Genomic DNA, 21,373 nt, shown 5'->3' with positions numbered 1-21,373 from the left:
GCGGGGTTCCGGGCCACATGACACCCCGAGCCGGGCCGGCCGTACGGGTGCGGTCCGTCCCGTGGCGGTACCGGGCCACAGGGGCCCGTCATGGGTGGGCCGGCCCGCACCGTACGGTGCGGGCCGGCCCAGGGGTCGGTCGGGTCGGTCAGCCGAGGGCTCCGGCCGGCCACAGCGCCAGGAGGTCCCCCGGCTTCTGGAGTACCGCGTCCGGCGCGGCCGCCAGCAACGCCGGTTCGTCCGTCTCACCCCACAGTGCCGCCAGGGCAGCCACTCCCGCGGCGTGTGCGCTCGCTATGTCGGTCACCGCGTCGCCGACCATCACCGCGCTGTCGGGGTCGGCCCCGAGCAGCTCCAGCGCCTTGAGGACGATGTCCGGAGCCGGCTTCGGGCGAGCGATCTCGTCGGACCCGATCACGTGGTCGAAGAGATCCAGCACCCCCAGCTGCGACAGCAGCGAGCGTGCCCGCGGCCCGCTCTTCCCCGTCGCCACGGCGAGCCGGATGCCCCGCTCGCGCAGCGTGTGCAGCATCTCCGGTACTCCGTCGAACAGGGGCACCAGATGAGCCATCCGGTAGCTCTCCCTGACGAAGGGCTCCTCCATCTCGAGGGGAAGGTCCATGATCCGCATGATGTCGGGGAAGTACCGGCCCAGGTGCCGGTTGTATTCCGCGAACGGGGCCGGCCCCTCGCCCACGACCTCCGCGTACGCGATCGAGAACGCTTCTCGCATCACCTCGGTGCTGTCCACCAGCACTCCGTCGAGGTCGAACACGACCACACTTCTGGGGTGCTCCAGCGGGCCGACGACGGGCGTGTTCCCCGTGAGTCCCGTTATGCGCCTGTCCATCCGGTACTCCCCGGTCGCGTCGTCGTTCGGAACGTTCTGCCGAGCACAGGCGTACAGACGCTCGATCACCCCGATGTTCCGGAGCGCGTCCGCCACCGCCCGCCCGGTCATGGCCGGTTCACCCAGCAACCCGGGCAGTTCGTCGAGCTGCCGGTCGTACTCCGCACCGATCCGCTCGGCCTCGAACGGCACCGGCGCCGTCTCACCGTCACTGGTGAACGTCAGGTCGGACCCGCCCTCGCGGTTCGGGCTGAACCCGAAGGTGCAACGCAGCGAGACCACACCCGCACTGCCCTCGACCCTGATCAGCGTGACGTCGCGCGCCTCGTGCGACGCCCAGCTCGCGCGGAGCGCGACCGAGACACCGTCCTCGGTGACCAGGAAACCCCGGGCGGTGTCCTCGACGTCGCCGCCTCCCGCGCCGGCGCCCGCAGCCTCCGGGCCGTCACGCCAGCCGGCCCGGGCGCCCGAGGTGTTGACGAAGTCGTCGGACGACGTGCCCACCACCTGCGTCAGCGCGGCCGGCCCCAGGATCGGCGCGATGCTGTCCAGCAGATGCCATCCGAGGTCCACCAGCGCGCCTCCGCCCGAGAGCTGGGCCTGTGTGAACCATCCCCCCGAGTCCGGAACGCCACGGGCCCGCACCCAGGACACGTCGATGTGACGGATCCGTCCCACCGCCGACGCCCGCTCGTACAAGGCCCGGACATCTGCCCGGTACCGGGACGCGCTGCCGGCGAGCAGTACCGCGCCTCCGGCGCGCTCCGCCTCGGCGAGACGGCCGGCCTCGGCGGAGGTGAGGCACACCGGCTTCTCGAGGAACACGGGGATGCCCCGGAGCAGTAGCTCCTCGGCGATGTCGGCGTGCAGGTGGTTCGGCACGGCGACGACCGCGAGGTCGACCGTGCCGGGCTCGATCTCCGCGACGTCACCCAGCAGCGGGACCCCGGAGTCCGCCGGGCCTGCCACCGGATCCACCACGGCCATGACCTCGAAGGCCGGATGCTGTGTCAGCCGGGGGAGCCAGATCTCCCGGCCCGCCCAGCCCATCCCGACCACCACGACACGGACGGGCCGGTTCACGCCGTGGCCATGCTCTCGGCGATGACGGCCGCGATGTCGTGCATCTGCTGCTCGGTGCCCAGCAGTGTCCGGTGGTGCAGCCAGACGGAGTCCCGGGTGAGTGCCTCGGAGTTCGGGCAGCGACGCGCGATCTCCTCCACGGTCTCGTCCGGAGCGGAGGACTCCCAGAAGCCGTCGCTGCGGTAGATGGCGCGGAAGCCGACGAAGGCCGGCAGCCCTCGCTCGATCAGGGTGTCCACGAGGGCGTTGCGGCGCTCCTCACCGAGGCCGGGGACCCGGAACATGGCCATGTAGTGCGGGTTGCGGTCATTGCGCTCGTCCCTGCCCTGAGGTACGACGCCGGGGATCTCGGCGAGCAGGCTCGCCAGCAGCGGCCAGCGCTCCTCACGCGTGTCGATCTGCCCGGCCAGCCGCCCGAGTTGGGCACGGAGGACCGACGCGCTGAACTCGTTCATACGGAAGTTGGAGCCCGAGGTGTTGTGGAAGTACTTGCGGTCCGTCGGGGGCCGCCCGCAGCTGTGCCGCAGGAACGCGGCGTCGTAAAGCTCACGGGTCGGGAACGTCACGGCCCCTCCCTCGCCCGCTGTCATGAGCTTGCCGTTCTGGAAGCTGAAGGCGGCGACGGATCCCAGCTCACCGACCCTCTTCCCCTGCCACCGCGCACCGTGGGCGTGCGCCGCGTCCTGGAGGATCGCCACGCCCGCGTCGGCGCAGATCTTGTCCAGCGCGTCCATGTCCGCCACCTGGCCGGCCATGTGGACGGGCATGACGGCCTTGGTCCGAGGAGTGATCGCGGCAGCGACGGCAGCGGGATCGATGCAGTACGTCTCCGGGTCGACATCCACCGGAACGGCGACCGCGCCCAGCCTCTGGGCCGCCTGCGAGGAAGAAATGAAAGTGAATGCGGGAACGATGACTTCCGAGCCGGGGCCGACTCCGAGGACCTGCAGCGCGAGCTCCAGCGCGTGCGTCCCGTTGGTCACCGCGAGCGCGTACGGCGCGCCGTGGTAAGCGGCGAACTCCTCCTCGAAGGTGTCGACCTCACTCCCCCCGATACGCCACCATTGCCCCTGGTCGAGAGCACGGTGCAGAGCCGTCCGCTCCTCGTCGCCGTACTGCGGCCAGGCAGGGAATTCAAATGACTGCGGCGAACGTCCCATGGATTACACACTCTCTCGGTGAATTGAATCGATGCGGGCCGTGACGCTATCGCAGCAATTCGTTCCGTCCTCCCCCTTCCTTTTCCCCTATCACCCCCCTATCTCCGTGCAGCAGGAAGTATTCGGAGCACGGGATATCGGCCTCCGGGTCACACGTGCGTGAAATTGCGGTGAACCCGTCGCCGCCCCCCGTGTACGGCGTGCTGACGACGGCCGCTCGTGGGAGAAAGCTCTGCACGGCCGGACCGCACGGCTGGAACCGGAACGCCGGACCGCGCCGCAGGACTCCACGGCGGTCCGGGCCGTCGCCCGGCCCCGGCGCGCGGGGTGGGCGATCATCCCGGCACCGGTGAGGTCCGGTGCGCAGAGGCCTGCGAAGGCCCCCGTGAAGCCCCAGGCCGTGAAGTGTCCCGTTGCCGCGGCACCGCGCGTCGCGCTCTCGTCGGACAGCCGGGTGGCGTCGAGGGTGGGACACTGCCAGAACTACAGCTCTCCGCTGCTGCCTTCGGCCGACGGCAGGACTCTCCTGCAGATCGCCACCGGCTGGGACGGCTCGGTGTGCCGGCCGTACTTCGCGACCGGTTCCCTCACGGGCAGCGGCGACGCGGCCGGCATCGCGGACGGTGCGCTCCACCGGCTGCGGAACGCCAAGAGCGGGCAGTGCCTCGACGTGGCCGAGGGCTCCCGTACGCCGGGCGGCAACGTCCAGCAGTGGACCTGCAACGGCCTGCAGCCGCAGATCTGGCGGCTGCAGCGGGTCTGAGGGCGCCCTTCAGGCCGGAGCGAGCCCGGACGCACCGGCGGCGGCCTCCCCAGGATTCGGGGAGACCGCTGCCTGCGGGACCGCTACTCCTCCTCGATGGCCGCCGGGCGCGACTGCGCGGCCCTGATCCGCTTCACGTCGAGTTTGCTGCCCCGGTCGAAGCGGTAGATTCCGTTCTGCTCCTGGAAGACGTCGGTCAGCTGCGTGTAGCAGTAGCCGAACATGGCCGGGTCCCGCAACAGCACACCCGTCAGGCCGCTGAACCGCTCGTGGAACTCCTCCTCGTTGCGCACACGTTCGCCGTAACCCCAGGAGACGGTCCGGTCCTCCCCGGACTGAGCGGCGGCGGCCTCCGGGTCCCACCAGATGCCGCCGAACTCGCTGACGAAGTAGGGCTGCCCCCGGTAGGGCTGGGAGTAGGCGTTTCCGTTCTCGTAGGTGTTGACGAACGGCTCACCCTTGGCCAGACCGGCCATCAGCTGCCGGAACGCCTCGGGGTCCTGCTCGTAGCTGTGGGAGTCGTAGATGTCGGTCTCCACGACCCGGTGGGCGTAGCCGGACGCGTCGATCACGGGCCGGGTGCTGTCCAGGGCCTTGGTGGCCAGGAACATGGCCCGGGTCACGTCGTCGAGCCGGGTGATGCGGTCGTGCAGCTTCTGGTACGTCTCGTTGAGCGGGCACCAGCCCACGATCGAGGGGTGCGAGTAGTCACGTTCGACGGCTTCCAGCCACTGGCCGACGTAGGACGCGTCGGGCTGCTGGTTGTCGCCCGACGACCCTCCGGTCTCGCAGCCCCAGTCGCCGAACTCACCCCAGACCAGGTATCCGAGACGGTCCGCGTGGTAGAGGAAGCGCTCCTCGAAGACCTTCTGGTGGAGCCGTGCCCCGTTGAAGCCGGCGTCCATGGCGAGCTCGATGTCCCGGACCAGTGCCTCGTCGGTGGGCGCGGTCATCAGCCCGTCGGGGTACCAGCCCTGGTCGAGAACGAGCCGCTGGAAGAGGGGACGCCCGTTCAGGGTGACCGCCTTGCCCCGCAGGCCGATGGCTCGCAGCCCGGCGTAGCTGTCCACCGTGTCGAGCACCTCCCCCTGCTCGTCGACGAGTTCGAGCACGATGCTGTACAGGTGCGGGTCGCCGGGGCCCCACTCGCGCCTCCTGTCGGAGGGAACGGGCAGGTGGAGGCGGGGTGCGAGGTCGAGGTCGGCGCGGGCCTCCGCCCGGCTCACCTCACCGTCCCCGTCGCTCAGGACCGCTCGCACCCGGTGGCCAGGCAGGTTGCCGGACAGCGGGAGTTCCAGCTGGAAGGCGGAGCCGGCGAGGTCCGGGGTGATCCGCGGCCGCCTCAGGTGAAGCTCGTGGACGGGCTCCAGCCAGACGGTCTGCCAGATGCCCGTGACACGTGTGTAGTTGCAGTCGTGGTTGGCGTACTTGATCGCCTGTTTGCCGCGGGCCTGCGGGCCCGAGCGGGAGTCACGGGCCCGGACGGTGATGACCACGTCCTGTCCGGAGCCCGCGATGTCACCGAGATCGGCGGTGAACGGGGTGAAGCCGCCGCGGTGGCGGGCGACCTCGGTGCCGTCCGCCCAGACGGTCGTGTCGTGGTCGACGGCGCCGAAGTGCAGCAGGATCCTGCGGCCGGCCCAGTCGGCTGGCAGCGTGAGGACACGCCGGTACCAGACGGCTTCGAGGAAGTCGGTGTCGCCGACACCCGACAGTTCGGACTCGGGCGGGAAGGGGACGAGGATCTCGCCCGTCAGTTCACGGGTGAGGAGACCGCGCTCGATGCCGCTGTCCCCCCGGTCGGTCTCGAACTGCCAGAGGCCGTTCAGGTTGAGCCAGTCGCGACGGACGAACTGCGGTCGCGGGTACTCGGGGCGGGGTACGGACGGAGTGGGCACACATGCTCCAGGGAGTCGTCGGGCCGACGGGGACCGCCGGCCCGGGGTGGTACGGAGGGTGGAAGGGCGGGTCAGGCTCCGCCGAGGCCGGTGGTGGCCACCGAGCTGACGATGCGGCGCTGGAAGAGCAGGAACACCACGATCAGCGGCAGTGCCGCGAGCAGCGCCGAGGCCATGGCCTGGGCGTACTGGATGCCGAAGGCGTCCTTGACGGTGGCCAGTCCGACGGGGAGCGTCATCAGGTCGGGGTCGTTGGTGACGATGAACGGCCACATGAAGTTGTTCCACGCGCCGATGAACACGAAGATCGAGACGGCGGCGACGATCGGCCGGGACAGCGGCAGGACGACCGACAGGAAGACGCGCACCTCGGACGCTCCGTCGAGCCGTGCCGCCTCCTCCAGCTCCCGCGGGATGCTGTCGAAGAACCTCTTGAGGATGAAGACCATCATGGGCGCCACGACCTGCGGCAGGATCATCGCCGCGTAGGTGTCCACCAGGTTGAACATCAGCATCTGCTCGAAGAGGGGCACGACGAGCAGTTGCGGCGGAACCATGACGGCCGCGACGGTGACGGCGAGCAGGGCGCGGCGGCCCCGGAAGGTGCCCCGCGAGAAGCCGTAGGCCGCCAGGGTGGAGATCACGACGGTGATCAGCGTGACCAGTCCGGCCACGAGGAAGCTGTTGGCGGCCCAGACGGTCACGTTCCCGCGTTCGAGGATCTGCTGGTAGGCGTCCAGGGTGAAGGCGCCCTTGAAGGGCGACAGGCCGGGCTTCGCGACGTCCTGTTCGCTCTGGAAGGACGTCGCCACGGCCCAGAGGAACGGCAGCAGCCAGACGGCCGCCAGCACGGTGAGCGCGGTACCGGCCAGGACGCGCGGCAGCCGGCCGTGGCCGAGGAGCAGGGGGGAGCCGGCCGTTTCCCGGTGGGGGCGGCGCATGGTCCGTGCGACGGGTGTGGTCGTGGACATCGGTCAGTCCTCCTGGCGGAAGAGGCGGAGCTGTGCGAGCGATACGACGATGACGAGGGCGAAGAAGACGTAGGAGACCGCCGACGCGTAGCCCAGCCGGTAGCCGGTGAACCCGATGTCGTAGACGTACTCGAGGATCGGCCGGGTGGAGCCGTTGGGCCCGCCCTTGGTGAGGATGTAGATCTGGTCGAACACCTTCAGCGAAGCGAGGATCTGGAGCATGGCTACCAGGACGCTGGTCCGGCGCAGCTGCGGCAGGGTGACGGACCACAGGCGCCGCCACGCGCCGGCACCGTCGAGCGCGGCGGCCTCGTCGTAGGCCGACGGCAGGGACTGGAGCGCGGCCAGGTAGAGCAGGAAGTTGAAGCCGACCGTCCACCAGACGGTGAGTGCGGCGACCGACCACATCGTGACCGCTTCGTCGGACAGCCAGCCGACGGGCTCGAGGCCGAGCGAGCCGAGGAGCTCGTTGCCCAGTCCGACCTCCGGCTGGTAGAGCCAGGTCCATATGAGGGTCACGACGGTCACCGGCAACAGGTAGGGCGCGAAGAAGGACAGCCGCCACACCCACTGCCCGGCGAGCCCGCTGTGCACCAGGAGCGCCATGGCCAGCGCGATCAGCACCAGGGGCACGCTGGAAGCCGCCGTGAAGAAGACGGTGTTGCCGAGGCTGCTCCAGACGTCGGGGTCGCCGAACGCCTCGGCGTAGTTGTCGAGCCCGACGAAGGATGTGTCGCGCAGCGTGAGGGAACTGTCGGTGAGGCTCATCCAGAGGCCCTGGACCACGGGCCACACGAGGAAGAGCGCGAAGGGGACCGCGAAGGGCAGGACGAAGAGCATGCCGGGTCCGCGGCGGCCGGTGCCGCGGCGTGGGGCCGGGACGACCGGCGGCTCGCCGGCCGGCGCGGGGGCGCCGGTGGGCGCGATGGTGGTCACGTCGGAAACTCCTTCTGCTCGGTCAGGCAACCGGGTTGGGCTGCCGCAGCAGCGAGTTCGCCTCACGGACCATCTGCCGTACGGCCTTCTCGGCGGAGGTGTTGCCCAGCAACGCCGACTGGAGCGGCTGGCACATGCGGTTCTGGAAGTTCGACGCCGCCCCGGCGAACCAGTTCGGCGGATCGAGCACCGCGACCTCTCCGGCGTCGGCGTACGAGGACTGCGGCTTCAGCGCCGCGTACCCCGGCTCGGCGAGCACCGGCTGGTACGCGGGGATGTGCCCGGCGCTCGCCCAGGTCAGGCTCTGCTTGAGTATCTCGGCGACGTAGCGGTGCGCTTCCCTACGGCGGGCCGGGTCCGGGCTGTCCTGATGCGGCAGGACGAAGCTGTGGGAGTCGGTGTAGACGGCGGGCCGGCCGAACACCTGGGGGAAGGGTGCGGCGCCGAGCGGGATGCCGGACTTCTGGAGCGTCGGCAGCTCCCATTCCCCGAGCATGGCCATCCCGCCACGGCCTCCGACGAAGCCGGCCAACGCGGCGTTGTAGTCGAGGTTGTTGGGATTCGTCCTGCCGTCGAAGAGCTGCTGCATGAAGGACACGACCTGTACCGCGGCGTCCGTGTCGATCTCGGCGGGCCCGCCGTCCGGCAGGGTGAAGGAGGCACCGGTCTGCGCGTAGAGCGCCGCGAACTGCCGCCAGCTCTGCGCGGTGTCGGTCACGTGCCCGAAGAGGATGCCCGATTTTCCCGTCACATCCGCCAGGGCCTTCCCCGCCTCCAGAAGGGCCTTCGGTGACCCCATCGGAGCGAGTTCACCCTTCGGATCGAGCAGCCCGGCTTCGCCTGCGGCCTTCCGGTCGTAGAAGACGATGAACGGGTGGACGTCCAGGGGAATGGCGTAGACGCGCCCCTGATGCTTCGTGCGGGACCAGACCGCCGACGTGAAGTCCTTCTCGGTGACGCCGAATTCGGCGAGTACGTCGAGGTCGAAGGGGTCCAGCAGCCCGCCGGGCGCGTAGCCGGCCAGACGGGAGAGGTGCAGGACCGCCACGTCCGAGGCTCGTCCTCCGGCGGCCGACATGGCGAGCTTGGTGTAGTACGAGGGCCCCCAGTCGAGGATCGTGCGGTCGACCTGGAAGCCCTCGGGGCCCTCGGAGGCGGCCCGGATCATGTCGTTCATCAACATGCCGTCACCGCCCTGGAACAGGTCCCAGACGCTCAAGGCGGAGGCGTCGGAGGCGGAGGCCCGCGAGGAGCAGCCGGCCAGTGGGCCCGTGGCGAGCAGGGCGGTCGCGCCGGCTGCTCCGTAGCGCAGGAACCGACGGCGGCCGGTGCCTGGCGCCGGGCCGGGGCCGTGCGAGGCCGAGACCTCGTGGGCGGGGGACGAAGAACTCATCGCGGACCTTTCGACGGCCGGACGCTCATGCCGGATCGGCGGTGGACCCGCCGCACGGACGGGTCCACCGCACACGGCAGGTGGGTGACCGCACTGGCTGAAACGGTGCGGTCACATGTTTTTACATCGATGTACATTGGCTGTAAAGAGTTCGGACGGTACGGGTGTTCGACACCTTTCGACACCTGGGGGACTCACCGCGTGCCGTATACCGGACACCTCTGTCGGCCCCCGGAGCGCCGGGACATAGACTCGGCAGCGCGCGAGGGCAGGGAGGTCGGTCGTGGCACGGCCCAGGATCAAGGACGTCGCACGGCACGCGGGGGTGTCGGAGAAGACGGTGTCCAACGTGATCAACGATTACGTCCATGTCTCCGACCGGACCCGGCAGGTGGTCCGCGAGGCCATCGACCATCTCGGCTACCGGGTGAACCTGGCCGGGCGCCATCTGCGTAAGGGCCGGACCGGCATCATCGCCCTGGTGGTGCCCGAACTGGACGTTCCGTACTTCGCCGAGCTCGCCCGGCATGTGATCCGCGAGGCCGAACAGCGCTCCCTGACGGTGCTCATCCACCAGAGCGGCGCGGACCGCGAGCACGAGCTGGCGGCCCTGGCGGGTTTCGCCTCCGACTTCGTCGACGGGATAATCCTCAGCCCGCTCGCCCTGACCGCGGACGACCTCCGCGAGCGAGCCGGGGCTCCACCCACCGTGCTGCTCGGGGAGTTGCTGGAGGAGGGTGCCGACCATGTGGCCATCGACAACGAGAAGGCCGCGCGCGAGGCCACCGAGCATCTGATCGGCCTGGGCCGCCGGACCGTTCTCGCGGTGGGTGGCCGGGACGCACCGGGACTCGGGACCGCGGAGGCCCGCACCCGCGGCTACCTGACGGCCCTCGCCGAGGCCGGCATCACCCACCGTCCGGACGCACTGCTGCCGGTGGACGACTTCAGGATGCCCGACGGCGCCCGCGCGGTGGCCCGGGCCCTTGCTTCCGGGATGCGGCCGGACGCACTGCTGTGCCTCAACGACCAGCTCGCCCTGGGAGCCCTGCGCGCCCTGTACGAACACGGGCTGCGCGTACCGGACGACGTGGCGGTGGTGGGCTTCGACGACGTGGAAGGCGGCCGTTTCAGCGTGCCGACGCTGAGCACCGTGTCACCCGACAAGGCCGCGGTGGCCAGGGTCGCCGTCGAGCTCCTGCTCCGACGCATCGAGGAGGCCACACAGAGCCAGGAGGCGCACAGCCCCACCGGCCCCGGTGTCCAGTCGACTCAGGACCGCGTGGTGGCACACCGCCTGGTCCTGCGCGAGAGCACCGAGGGGCCGGGCGCCTGACACCTCCCGTCGGCGTCGTTGCCGCCGACGGGATCCGGGGTGCACCGAGGTGCGCTCGGCAGTTCTGAGGCCTGCACGGTTCGAGCGGATCTTCCCGAGCACGCATCACGTGACACTCAGCAGGTGCCGCCGGCAGCCGGCGTCTCTCCTTCCGTCCGGTCGGTCTCGGTGCGTTCGGGTCTCGGGGTGAAGAAGCTGCGGGTCAGTGCCAGGATCGGCACCGCTGTCACTCCCGCGATGACCACGACGGAGACACCGCGTCGGCCGGGTGCCACCAGCAACCCCGCCGCTGTGGCACCGAGCAGGACGAACAGGTCTTTGGCCGGCAGCAGCATCGAGTAGTGGTGCGCGTCAGCTCACGCCGATGACTTGCAACACACGACAAGCAAGTCGGAGCAAGGACCGATTCCCACCATCTCACCGCTGGACGGCGGCAATTCAGCCCTCCGCAGGACGCGAGGCCTCCCGGGCGGTGGAGGTGCCGCGGTCCAGCACCCCGCTCGATGGGCGTCCGCACCGGAAATCGCTCCCTGTCCCTCCCGCGTGAGAACCGGCGTGAGAACTCCTCGTGCGGCAGGCCCGCAAGCATGGTCCGCTGCCGGGTCGGCCGGTCGGTCACCAGACGCTCATCCGATGAGGGTACGCAGGACCGGAACGCTGCCTCCGGCGCTGGACACGCCCGCGATGACGGCCGCCGCGACCGGGACACCGGTGAGGACGGTCAGGCAGCCGATGACCATGCCGACGACGACGGCGGCCAGCAGTACGACGGCGGTGTGCAGGGACAGGAATGCGTCAGGTGGAGTGGACATGACTCGACTCTGACCCATGTCACCGCTGTGACCTGCACGGATCGAACGAATCCAGGGAACGCCGATCGCTCGCCCAACTCCTCCGTACGTGAGGCGTGTTCGGCCGAACACCCGAGCACGGCCGCGTCGTGTACGCGTTGTACGGGACTGTTCCGTCAAGTTCGGCACCGTTCGGTCCACAGCCCCCTACGCTGCTGATGACTTGGCGCAGCACGGGGGACGGAGCCCATGGCAGAGCATGTCGACGCCACCGACCGGTCGAGCGCGTACGAGGAGGCGCTGCGGGATCAGGCCGTTCACCTCAGCCGCCTGAGGGTGGAGCGGGGGAATCCGTCGCTGCGTACGATCGAGGCCCGCGCGCGGAGGCTGTTCGCCCAGGAGCAGGCGTCGTTGCCGATCGCCACGCAGAGCGCCGCGCTCGGGGCCAAGTACGTGAGCGTCGACAAAGTGATCCTGCTCGTCCGCACACTGCTGTCCTGGGACGAGTACGGACAGGAATGTGCGCCACCGGACCGCAGATCACCCGTTCTGGAGCCGTGGCGTGCCCGGTGGGTCGCCGTCGCGTCGGCGCGGCCGGCCCGACGGCAGACTCGTGCCGTACGGCAGGAGGCGGTGAGCGGCCCGCCGAGGACTTCGCCCCGGGTCACGTCCTCGTCCCGCTTCGCCCTCGCCTACGCCCCGCTGGTGCACACGGGCCCGGTCGTGTCGGCGGCGTTCTCCCCGGACGGGCGACTGATCGCCACGGGGAGCGCGGACAACACCGTACGGCTGTGGGACTCCGCGTCCGGTGTTGCCGTCGGCAACGCACTCACCGGCCACACCGAGGGGGTGGCGTCGGTGGTGTTCTCGCCCGACGGAAGGCTGCTGGCCACCGCGAGCGCCGACCGCACGGTGCGCCTTTGGGACACCGTGTCCGGGGTTCCGGTCGGCGAACCGCTCACCGGCCACACCGACGAGGTCTGGTCGGTGGCGTTCTCCCCCGACGGACGGCTGTTGGCCAGCGCGAGCGCGGACGAGACCGTACGGCTGTGGTACACCACCACGCGCACTCCGGCCGGGGACGCCCTCACCGGTCACGGCGATCCTGTGTGGTCGACCGCGTTCTCCCCTGACGGCAGCCTCCTCGCCACGGCGAGCCGCGACAAGACCGTGCGCCTGTGGAACCCCGCCACGGGCGCCCCCGTCGGAAGACCCCTCATCGGTCATACCGACGACGTCGAGTCGGTGGCGTTCTCCCCCGACGGACAGATGCTGGCCACGGCCGGATCCGACGGAACGGTGCGGCTGTGGAGTTCGATCACCGGCACCGCGGTCCTTGCCCCGCTCACCGGCCACACCGGCCCGGTCTTCTCCGTGAGATTCTCCCCGGACGGTCGGCTGCTGGCCACCGCCAGCCGCGACAGGACCGTGCGGCTGTGGGACCCCTCGACCGGTGCTCCGGTCGGCGAACCCCTCACCGGCCACACCGACCAGGTCTGGTCGGTGGCGTTCTCCCCCGACGGGTCCCTGTTCGCCACCGCGAGTCACGACAACACCGTGCGCGTCCACCGGAGCGGTCAGCCCCGCACTCGGGTGCCCCTCGTCGCGTCCACCTCGGCCCTACGGGCGGTCGAGCACGCGCTCTCTGCCGGACACCCCATCCCGTTGCCCGCCATCCGTGGGAGCCATGAGGTTCCGGTCCACTCCGTGGCGTTCTCTCCGGACGCGCGTCTGCTCGCCACAGCGGGATCCGACGGAATCGTCCACCTGTGGGACCCGGTCACCCGTCTCCCCGTCGGCAACCCCCTCACCGGCCACACCGACACGGTCCGCGCTGTGGTGTTCTCCCCTGACGGCCGCCTCGTCGTCACAGCCAGTGACGATGAATCCGTACGGATGTGGACCGCCGACACCCGCCTCCCCATCGGCAGACGCCTCGTCGATCCTGACGGAGATCACGGCTCCTACCTTTCTGTGGCCGTCTCCCCCGACGGACGTCTCCTCGCCACGGCCTGCCACGACGCCCAGCTGTGGGACACCGCGAGGGGGACCCCCCTCGGTGGCCCCCTCCGCGGCCACACGGACAGTGTCGGATCCGTGGCATTCTCACCCGACGGCCGTCTCCTCGCCACCGGCAGCCACGACCACGTCATCCGCCTGTGGGACCCCGCCAGGCGCCTGCCCGTCGGCCCCCCTCTGACAGGCCACACGGGCAGCGTCGAATCGGTGGCGTTCTCCCCCGACGGCCGTCTTCTCGCCACCGGCAGCCAGGACGGGACGGTCCGTCTGTGGGAAACCGCGACCGGCACCCCGGTCCGCGAGTCCCTCACCGGCCACACCGGTCCCGTCGCCTCGGTGGCGTTCTCGCCCGACGGACATCTCCTGGCCACAGGCAGCAGCGACAGAACCGTCCGCCTGTGGAACACACTCACGCGCCACCCTGTCGGAGAACCACTGCCCGGCCACAGCGAGCGGGTTCAGGCCGTCGCGTTCTCCCCCGACGGCCACTTCATCGCCTCGGCCGGTGGCGACGGGACCGTACGGCTGTGGGCAGGACGCTTTCAACAGCCGTACGTTCAGCCGGCCGGTTGAGAACACTCGCCCTCCACGCGACGTCCGGCTGCCCGGAGGGAGAGATGGCTGACGGTGCCGGACCGGGCATCGCGACGGAACTCGCCTCGCACCGGTCGGACGCTCGGCCGCCTGGAACAGCGGCGCGGCGCGTAACGCGTGGGCAAGGGTGGTGTTTCGGGTCCGCGCACAGTAGAACTGCCTGCATGTCCAACCAGCAGCCGCCCCCGTACGCGCCCCAGATGCCCGGTGCGCACCACCCGTACGCGCGTCCTCAGGCCCCGGGGGTCAGCGACGGGTACCGGCGGTGGGCCCGCATCCTCATCTGGCTCGCCATCGTCATCGCGGCCCTCATGGTGGTTGCTTTCGTGGTGAGCGTTGTCCTTCTCGTACAGGCGGACAAGGAAGTGAGCAACGCGGCATACGGTTACCTCGCCCTCGTCCTCTGGTTCGGGATCGCCGCCGCGATTCCCGTCCTGCTCGCGGTCGGCATCCCCGGTGTGGTCATGAGGCGGCGTGTACGGCAGCAGGGGCAGGCGGGATACCCGCCGCGGTGGACGCCGTAGGCCGAGAAGGCTTCCAGCCGCATCAGCTCGATCGTCCGGCTCCGTTCCGCCCACCGGACACCAGGGTGACGGAAGGAAGGGAGCCCGTGTCGGACATGTCCAGAGGCGAGCTGCTGGAGCACTCGGGGACGGCCGTGGCGGGCGCCGTGTTCGCGCCACCTCACTCCCACCGGCCGGACCTCGCGCCGGGTCCTGTCCGAGCCGTCGTCCGCGGTACTCCGGGGTGTGCCGGTCGTGGCGCAGTCGGATCCGCACGATCCGGTGCAGGCCGGCGTCCACCTGCGGGTCGCCACCTGTTGCCGACGAATCCCGGACTCAGCTCACCAGGACGACCGGGTACAGTGCGCGCGTCGGCAGTCCGGCTAATTGAGGTGGGGAAGCGTGACCGACACCAGCGAAACCCGGTCCGCGGACGGTGAAGCGCATGCGACCCGGCAGAGTCGACTGCACCGCCTGATGCGCTACATCCCTTTGGTCGCCCCCGTCCTGCTGTGGACCGTGCCCTGCTGGGTGCTCCTGCACACGGGTCAGGACTGGCCTCTCCCGGTGGCACTGGGTGGCACCGCCCTGTTCGTCCTCGGTCTGATCGCCATGCCGCTCACGATGGCGCGCGGCCACGGCCGGCGGCAGCAGGACCGGGCAGCGATCATCGGAGACACCCTCCTCGGGGCCGTCTGGGTGCTGTTCACCTGGTCCGTCCTGCTCGGAGTCCTGCTGCGCGTCGCTTTGACCGTGACGGGCGTGGGCGACGGTCAGAACCGGGCCCGGATCGTCACCTGGGCGGTCCTCGGCGTAGCCGCCGTGCTGCTCGCCTGGGGATACGCCGAGGCCCGCCGGGTGCCACGCGTGCGCCGACTCGACGTGCAACTCCCCCGCCTGGGGGCCGGCTTGGACGGCACCCGCGTCGTCCTCATCACCGACACCCACTACGGCCCGCTCGACCGGGCCCGCTGGTCGGAACGGGTCTGCGCGAAGGTCAACACCCTGGAGGCCGACCTGGTCTGCCACACCGGCGACATCGCGGACGGCACGGCCGAACGCCGCCGCGCCCAGGCCGCTCCGCTCGGCACCGTGCGAGCCACCCGGGCCCGGGTCTACGTCACCGGGAACCACGAGTACTACAGCGAGGCCCAGGGCTGGGTCGACCTGATGGACGAGCTGGGCTGGGAGCCACTGCGCAACCGTCATCTGCTGCTCGAACGCGGCGGTGACACCCTTGTGGTCGCCGGCGTGGATGACGTCACCGCCGAGTCGTCCGGGCTGGCAGGCCACCGCGCCCACCTCGCCGGAGCCCTGAACGGCGCCGACCCCGACCTTCCCGTCCTGCTCCTGGCCCACCAGCCCAAGTTCGTCGACCGGGCAGCGGCGGGCGGCGTCGACCTCCAGCTCTCCGGCCACACCCACGGCGGCCAGATCTGGCCGTTCCACCACCTCGTCCGCCTCGACCAGCCCGCCCTCGCGGGCCTCAGCAGCCACGGCGCCCGCACCCTCCTCTACACCAGCCGCGGCACCGGTTTCTGGGGCCCGCCGTTCCGCGTCTTCGCCCCCAGCGAGATCACCCTGCTCGTACTCCGCTCCCCGCAGCAGCCTCCCGCACAGCCCCGGTGAGCGGGGTCCCGGCCGGGACTGTCAGGCCGGTGGGGGACTTCCCGGGCCGCTCAGGTGTACTCGAGAGCGCCGGCGCCCTCCCTCACCGCTCGCCCGCCAGGTCGACTTCCTCCTTCTGCACCGGTGCGGTGTCAGCCACCTCGGAGATACGCCACGGGTACGCGATGGGAGTGGACACCGCACGCCACCATGGGTCCGAGGGGACCTTCCCCGCGGGCTCGAAAGGCTCACCCGGCCGGGGCAGGGCCACCGTCTGCCCGGCCTCCTCCGCGGCGTCCTTCATCCACTCACCGGGCTCCGACCACGGGTGCGGGGCCAGGTTGAAGGTGCCCCAGTGGATGGGCAGCAGCGCACCGTGCGGTCCTCCGCCCTGGAGGTCCAGGTGCGCCCGCATGCCCTCGGCGGGAGTCATGTGGATGTCGGGCCAGTACTCCGAGTAGGCGCCGACCTGGATCATCGTCACGTCGAAGGGGCCGTGCTCGGCGCCGATGTCCTGGAAGCCCGAGAAATAGCCGGTGTCCCCACTGTGGTAGACCCGGTGCTCCGGGCCCGCGACGACCCACGACGCCCAGAGTGTGTGCTGCTGATTGCGCAGCCCGCGCCCACAGAAGTGCCGCGCGGGGGTCGCGGTCAGGCTGATGCCGGCGATCTGCGCGGTCTCGTTCCAGTCGAGCTCGCGGATACGGTCCGGCGGCACCCCCCACCGCTCCAGGTGTGCGCCTACGCCGAGTGGCACCGCGAAGACCGTTTCCGTCCCGGCCAGTGACCTGATGGTGGGCAGATCGAGGTGGTCGTAATGGTCGTGGGAGATCACCACGGCGTCGACGGGCCCGAGCGAGGCGAGCGGCAGCGGGACGGGGTGCAGCCGTTTGGGTCCGGCGAACGGGAACGGTGAGCAGCGCTCGCCCCAGACCGGGTCGAACAGCACCCGGCGGCCATCGATCTCGATGAGGACGCTGGAGTGGCCCAGCCAGGTCACCCGCAGGCCGGTCGCCGGCGGCGCGGCCAGATCTGCCAGTGTCGTGGCGTGGACGGGCACGGTGCCCAGCGGGGATCTACGGGCCCGTTCCTCCTTGCGGAAGTACACCTTGGCGAATTCCAGCATGGAGCCGGACGGCCTGGTCCGCGCCCCTTCCGGATTCTGGAACACTCCGTCGGCGAAATTGGGCGAGCGGCGGATCCGCTCCATCCGTGCCCCGGCCGGGTCCGCCCCGAAGGCGTCGGGGCGGAGCGAGCGGAGTCGGTCACGAAGCGAGGGCTGGTCGGCGCCGGTCACAACATCTCCTGAGGGAGTCGGTCGTCTCATTATGGTCGGGGGGTGCGGCGGAGCGAGAGCTGGACGGTGGAGGAGGCGCCGTCGGGCGCGCCCCCGAGCCGTGTCGCAGAGGGTGTCGCGTCAGGCACGCGGCTGGCCGTAGACATGGTCGATCCGCAGGGTGAGGACCACTCTGCGGTCCTGGACCATCACCCGACGGTAGTCGTCCCAGTCGGGATGCTCCCCACGGACGTCCCGGTAGAGGGTGACCAGCTGCTCCACGGTCGCGTCATGGGGGTCGGCGGCGGGAGAGGTCAGCTCGGCGGTGACATCGGCGACGGTCCAGGCCCACCGGTCGTCGCTGGTCACGTGGTAGCTCGCCCGCGGGTCGCGGCGGAGGTTACGGGTCTTCGCCCGACCTTCCGTGATGGATACACGGATCACCCCTTCTTCGGGGTAATAGGCATGGTTCACGTTGGACAGCTGAGGCCTGCCGTCACGCTTGAGGGTGACGAGCACCCCGCCGTCGTACTCCCCGAAGAGTCGGAGCAGTGCCGCGTGCCCGGGTTCGAAGTCCGTCATGCCGACTCCAACGTCCGTGCTGTCCCCAGGATTCCGCGTTCCGGGTCCGACGATGTCACACCCGACGCACCTGTACGCGTTGACAGCCGTGCCCGGTCTGCCAATACTGACTCGCTGTTCAGTAAGTCCACGCCGGTGCCCCCAGGAGCCGCCCCATGACGTCAGCCTCCCCCGCCCCACTGATCTCCCTGACCTGGACGGACCACGTCACCGGCACCGAGGGGTACCTGGTCGTCGACCGGCTGGTGCGCGGCGTCTCCAGCGGAGGTCTGCGGATGAGGGAGGGCTGCACCCTCGCCGAGGTGGCGGGTCTGGCGCGGGGCATGACCATGAAGGAGGCCCTGCACTTCCACGCCGACGACCAACGGGCGCGGTACATCCCGCTGGGCGGCGCGAAGGGAGGCATCGACTGCGACCCACGGAGCCCCGCCGCCTACGGGGTGCTCGTCCGCTTCCTGCAGGCGATGCGTCCGTACATCGAGCACGTCTGGACGACCGGCGAGGATCTCGGGCTCAGCCAGGACCTCGTCGACCGGGCAGCGGTGGAGGCCGGGCTCGTCTCCACGGTCCAGGCGGTCCACCCCCTGCTGGACGACGAGGCGGCGGCACGGCGACGCCTGGCGGACGCCTTCGCCGTCACGGTCGACGGCATCGGGCTGGACGAGCTGGTCGGCGGGTGCGGGGTCGCGGAGTCAGCCCTCGCCGCACTGGACCGGGCGGGTGTGGCCCACAGCGGGGCCCGGGTGTCCCTCCAGGGGCTCGGCACCATGGGCGGGGCGACCGCACGCTTCCTCTCCCGGGCCGGGCTCACTGTTGTCGCGGTCGCCGACATCGAGGGCACGATCGCCAATCCGGACGGCCTGGACGTCGAGGCACTGCTGGCCGCCCGGGACGCACACGGGACGGTGGACCGCAGGAAGCTGCGGGACGGGGACCGGGAGCTGCCGGCCGATGCCTGGCTGTCCGCCGACGCGGAGGTGCTGGTCCCGGCCGCCGTGTCGTACGCCGTGGATGCCGTGAACCAGGCTTCGGTCAGGGCTCGCTGGGTGGTCGAGGCCGCGAACATGCCGGTGCTTCCGGAAGCGGAGTCCCTGCTGGCCGAGCGCGGAATCACGGTGCTCCCCGATGTGGTCGTCAACTCCGGTACGAACGCGTGGTGGTGGTGGACGCTGTTCGGTGACATCGGGCCCGAGGCGGAGGAGGCGCTCGGGCACACCCGCCGCTCGGTGCGGGCACTCGTCGACCAGGTGCTGGAGCGGGCGGCCGCGGACGACTGCACGCCGCGTGCGGCCGCGCACGCGCTCGCAGCGGCCCGCCTGCCGGTGATGGCGGAGCGGTTCGGCTGGTACCGGTAGGCCGTCGGGGACCGGGGCGGCCACAGGGAAAAGGTGGTTGGCTAAGGTAACCGCGTGGCAAGAGTACGGCTGAGCGTGGCGGAGCGTCGTGAGGAACTCCTGCGCGCTGCCGTCGAACAGATCGAGGTGCGGGGCGTGTCCGCGGTCCGGATCGCCGATGTGGCAGCCGTCCTCGGGGTGAGCAACGCCCTGGTGCTGTACCACTTCTCGTCCAAGGAGAAGTTGGTGGCGGCCGCCTTCGCCTACGCCGCGGAGGCTGATCTCGCCCATCTGCGCAAACTCCTGACCCGCCGGACCAGCGCGGTCCGCCGGCTCCGGGCGGCCGTTCGCTGGTACGCGCCGACCGGCCAGGCCAAGGGGTGGCGGTTGTGGATCGAGGGCTGGGCGTCCTCGCTGCGTGATCCGGTGCTGCGCGACGTGGCCGGAGATCTCGACCAGCAGTGGAAGGCGGAGCTGGCCGAGGTGATCGAGGAGGGTGCGGCGGCGGGTGAGTTCCACTGCGACGATCCGATGTCCGTGGCCTGGCGGCTGACGGCTCTCCTGGATGGGCTGGCCGTCCAGATGACGTCGTACGCGGGTCCGCTCTCCCGGGCCACGATGCTGCAGTGGACCGAAGAGGCGCTCGCCCGCGAACTCGGCATCGACCACGAGGTTCTGACCGCCTGAAGCCGGCGGGCGCGGCCGCCCGGTGGACCGTCGACGACTGGCCGGCCGACGGCGGCACACGTCCGCTCAGGTCTGGTGCACCGGCGCGTAGACCTCTCCCTCCAGGCCGAACGTCCAGGCGACGCCCTCCTTCGCGGTCCGGATCCTGGGCGGCACGCGCAGCCAGTAGGTGCGGTGCGTTCCGTCCGGCTCCGGGGTGGAGTTGACGACTTCGACCATCACGACGTCCTCGTCGCCCTCCATCGGGATGCGCCAGAGGATGCCGGTCTCGTCCCGGTGCACGGGTTCCGCGCCCGACTCCGCGAGGTAGCGGTCGTAGCCGTAGTACTCGAGCATCACGCGGCGCAGCTCCGCGTTCTCCTCGGCGCGTATCCGGTCCGGAGTGAGGCTCGCCAGACCTTCCAGGAACTCGACAGGGACGGGCATTCCGCGCCAGGCGTGCAGAGCGAAGCCGTCCCGGTAGGCGAGCGCCGGCCCGTCGCCCCGGTCGAGCCGACCCGCCTCGTCACGGTGGAGCACCTCGGGTCGCTCGCTGATCACCACGGTGTGCTCGAACGGCCACCACCAGCCGGCGTTCCTGGCGACCTCCGACAGTCCGGTCAGCCGGTCGCCGCGGCCGTCGAAGGCCGCGAGCCAGGCAGCGTCGTGCTGGCCGAGGACGGCGTCGAGCAGCACGAGGCGGATCGCGGATTCGTCCTCGGGCCGGGTCGCGAGTTCGGCCACGACTCCCGCCCGTATCCGCTCGGCCAGCGCGGCCATGGTCTCCCAGAGCTGGGCACCGGTCGCGGACCACAGGGCGGACCAGCCGGCCGGGCCCAGCTCGTCGTACATCCGGCGCCGTTCCGCGGCCCAGGGGCGGGTGCGGACCTCTTCGCGCACCGAGCGCCCCGCGCCGGACAGCTTCTCCACCACCTCGACGGCCGCCCTGGGCGAATCCACCCAGATGATGTGCGCGGGCTCCTCGAGCCCCGCGCTGCGGTAGGCGAGCCGCACCCCGTCCTCGGCCGCGCCCCGGTCGGCCCCTCCGGTGGCCGCCGCCACGGTCCGCCACGCGTTCACGTACTGCATCGAATTCCCCGTCCCCTGTTCCTTTTCCTGACCGCACGACACCACTTCACCGGGCCCCGCGCCACACACCGCGCACCGCGCTCGGATCAGTCCGCGACCATCCGGACCGCCCCGGGGGCGTACTCGCGCTGGCGCACCACGCGGAACCACCCCTTCGGCAGCGCTATCGGCGCGTGCTCCTCGTGGACCACCCGTCCGCCCTCGGGGAGATGAAGCAGCATCGGGCCGAACGGCCCCGCCTCCCTCAGCAGCCGGCCAGGCCCCTGCACGGCGTGCGCGTGTCCGGTGACCTCGCCCAGCGCGAGGACCAGCCTCCCCCGCCCGTCTCGCAGTTCGCCCGGTGCCTCGAGGAAGTGCGCGGGCACCTCCGACGCCTCCAGCGCCATCATCAGTACATCGCCCTGCCGGTACACAGACGTCTCCCCTCCGTCCCGGCACCGCTTGTGCCGGCCACATGGAAGACGCTACGAGTGGGGTCTGACAGTGAGGTTCTGCTCGGCCTTCCCCAACGGCCGGGCTCC

Annotated in this window: 18 protein-coding genes and 1 pseudogene; 7 read left to right on the top strand and 12 right to left on the bottom strand. The window is 70.7% G+C overall.

Annotated features, from left to right (window positions below; genetic code table 11):
• Positions 1-148: 148 nt before the first annotated feature.
• Positions 149-1,933: an HAD-IA family hydrolase gene (locus tag HED23_RS35870; protein ID WP_338019592.1), complete on the bottom strand. Its 1,785-nt coding sequence runs from the start codon at positions 1,931-1,933 to the stop codon at positions 149-151.
• On the bottom strand, positions 1,930-3,093 hold the full coding sequence (locus HED23_RS14495; protein ID WP_203183840.1) for a DegT/DnrJ/EryC1/StrS family aminotransferase: 1,164 nt from the start codon (positions 3,091-3,093) through the stop codon (positions 1,930-1,932). The genes HED23_RS35870 and HED23_RS14495 overlap by 4 nt, the downstream gene beginning before the upstream one ends.
• A gap of 472 nt (positions 3,094-3,565) precedes the next feature.
• On the opposite strand from HED23_RS14495, the pseudogene HED23_RS35075 reads away from it, so the two are divergent.
• A pseudogene (locus HED23_RS35075) lies at positions 3,566-3,847 on the top strand (RICIN domain-containing protein); the annotation flags it as partial.
• 92 nt (positions 3,848-3,939) lie between these two features.
• Here the strand turns inward: HED23_RS35075 and HED23_RS14485 are convergent.
• The 4 genes from HED23_RS14485 to HED23_RS14470 form a co-directional block, all read right to left on the bottom strand.
• Entirely contained in the window at positions 3,940-5,754 is a 1,815-nt protein-coding gene (locus HED23_RS14485; protein WP_203183839.1) for a glycoside hydrolase family 2 protein, read from the bottom strand.
• Positions 5,755-5,825: 71 nt separating this feature from the next.
• Complete coding sequence (locus HED23_RS14480) at positions 5,826-6,725, bottom strand: carbohydrate ABC transporter permease (RefSeq protein WP_203183838.1); 900 nt, start codon at positions 6,723-6,725, stop codon at positions 5,826-5,828.
• A gap of 3 nt (positions 6,726-6,728) precedes the next feature.
• Positions 6,729-7,661, bottom strand: coding sequence for a carbohydrate ABC transporter permease (locus HED23_RS14475; protein WP_203183837.1), 933 nt, complete (start codon positions 7,659-7,661; stop codon positions 6,729-6,731).
• Positions 7,662-7,683: 22 nt separating this feature from the next.
• Positions 7,684-9,054, bottom strand: coding sequence for an extracellular solute-binding protein (locus HED23_RS14470; protein ID WP_203183836.1), 1,371 nt, complete (start codon positions 9,052-9,054; stop codon positions 7,684-7,686).
• A gap of 283 nt (positions 9,055-9,337) precedes the next feature.
• Between HED23_RS14470 and HED23_RS14465 the strand changes: the two genes are divergently transcribed.
• Positions 9,338-10,390: a LacI family DNA-binding transcriptional regulator gene (locus HED23_RS14465; RefSeq protein WP_203183835.1), complete on the top strand. Its 1,053-nt coding sequence runs from the start codon at positions 9,338-9,340 to the stop codon at positions 10,388-10,390.
• A 116-nt stretch (positions 10,391-10,506) separates the two neighbouring features.
• On the opposite strand, the gene HED23_RS14460 is transcribed toward HED23_RS14465, so the two are convergent.
• Together HED23_RS14460 and HED23_RS14455 are read right to left on the bottom strand one after the other, a co-directional pair.
• The gene (locus tag HED23_RS14460; RefSeq protein WP_203183834.1) at positions 10,507-10,725 is read right to left on the bottom strand and encodes a hypothetical protein; all 219 of its coding nucleotides are present in this window, start codon (positions 10,723-10,725) and stop codon (positions 10,507-10,509) included.
• Positions 10,726-11,016: 291 nt separating this feature from the next.
• Entirely contained in the window at positions 11,017-11,202 is a 186-nt protein-coding gene (locus HED23_RS14455; RefSeq protein ID WP_203183833.1) for a hypothetical protein, read from the bottom strand.
• Between the two features lie 228 nt (positions 11,203-11,430).
• Between HED23_RS14455 and HED23_RS14450 the strand changes: the two genes are divergently transcribed.
• The 3 genes from HED23_RS14450 to HED23_RS14440 all read left to right on the top strand — a co-directional run bounded on the left by HED23_RS14450 (position 11,431) and on the right by HED23_RS14440 (position 15,926).
• Positions 11,431-13,773, top strand: coding sequence for a WD40 repeat domain-containing protein (locus tag HED23_RS14450; RefSeq protein ID WP_203183832.1), 2,343 nt, complete (start codon positions 11,431-11,433; stop codon positions 13,771-13,773).
• 185 nt (positions 13,774-13,958) lie between these two features.
• Positions 13,959-14,318 carry a hypothetical protein gene (locus tag HED23_RS14445; RefSeq protein ID WP_203183831.1) on the top strand — a complete coding sequence of 120 codons (360 nt, stop codon included), beginning with the start codon at positions 13,959-13,961 and terminating at the stop codon, positions 14,316-14,318.
• A gap of 381 nt (positions 14,319-14,699) precedes the next feature.
• Entirely contained in the window at positions 14,700-15,926 is a 1,227-nt protein-coding gene (locus HED23_RS14440) for a metallophosphoesterase (RefSeq protein ID WP_203183830.1), read from the top strand.
• Between the two features lie 82 nt (positions 15,927-16,008).
• Here the strand turns inward: HED23_RS14440 and HED23_RS14435 are convergent, their stop codons facing one another.
• Both HED23_RS14435 and HED23_RS14430 read right to left on the bottom strand, forming a co-directional pair.
• Positions 16,009-17,202, bottom strand: coding sequence for an MBL fold metallo-hydrolase (locus tag HED23_RS14435; protein WP_203183829.1), 1,194 nt, complete (start codon positions 17,200-17,202; stop codon positions 16,009-16,011).
• A gap of 120 nt (positions 17,203-17,322) precedes the next feature.
• Positions 17,323-17,763, bottom strand: coding sequence for a PPOX class F420-dependent oxidoreductase (locus HED23_RS14430; RefSeq protein ID WP_203183828.1), 441 nt, complete (start codon positions 17,761-17,763; stop codon positions 17,323-17,325).
• A 155-nt stretch (positions 17,764-17,918) separates the two neighbouring features.
• Here HED23_RS14430 and HED23_RS14425 point away from each other — a divergent pair, with 155 nt between their 5' ends.
• Positions 17,919-19,118: a Glu/Leu/Phe/Val dehydrogenase dimerization domain-containing protein gene (locus tag HED23_RS14425; RefSeq protein WP_203183827.1), complete on the top strand. Its 1,200-nt coding sequence runs from the start codon at positions 17,919-17,921 to the stop codon at positions 19,116-19,118.
• 54 nt (positions 19,119-19,172) lie between these two features.
• On the top strand, positions 19,173-19,784 hold the full coding sequence (locus tag HED23_RS14420; RefSeq protein WP_238441946.1) for a TetR/AcrR family transcriptional regulator: 612 nt from the start codon (positions 19,173-19,175) through the stop codon (positions 19,782-19,784).
• A 66-nt stretch (positions 19,785-19,850) separates the two neighbouring features.
• Here the strand turns inward: HED23_RS14420 and HED23_RS14415 are convergent, their stop codons facing one another.
• A complete protein-coding gene (locus HED23_RS14415; protein WP_203183826.1) occupies positions 19,851-20,852 on the bottom strand; it encodes a DUF6745 domain-containing protein in 1,002 nt (333 codons plus the stop codon).
• 86 nt (positions 20,853-20,938) lie between these two features.
• A complete protein-coding gene (locus HED23_RS14410) occupies positions 20,939-21,265 on the bottom strand; it encodes a hypothetical protein (protein WP_203183825.1) in 327 nt (108 codons plus the stop codon).
• Positions 21,266-21,373 lie beyond the last annotated feature (108 nt).

The sequence above is a fragment of the Streptomyces pratensis genome, from assembly GCF_016804005.1.
Taxonomy (GTDB): domain Bacteria; phylum Actinomycetota; class Actinomycetes; order Streptomycetales; family Streptomycetaceae; genus Streptomyces; species Streptomyces pratensis_A.
Note: the sequence above shows the minus strand (reverse complement) of the source record. Positions and strands in the feature narration are given on the sequence as shown.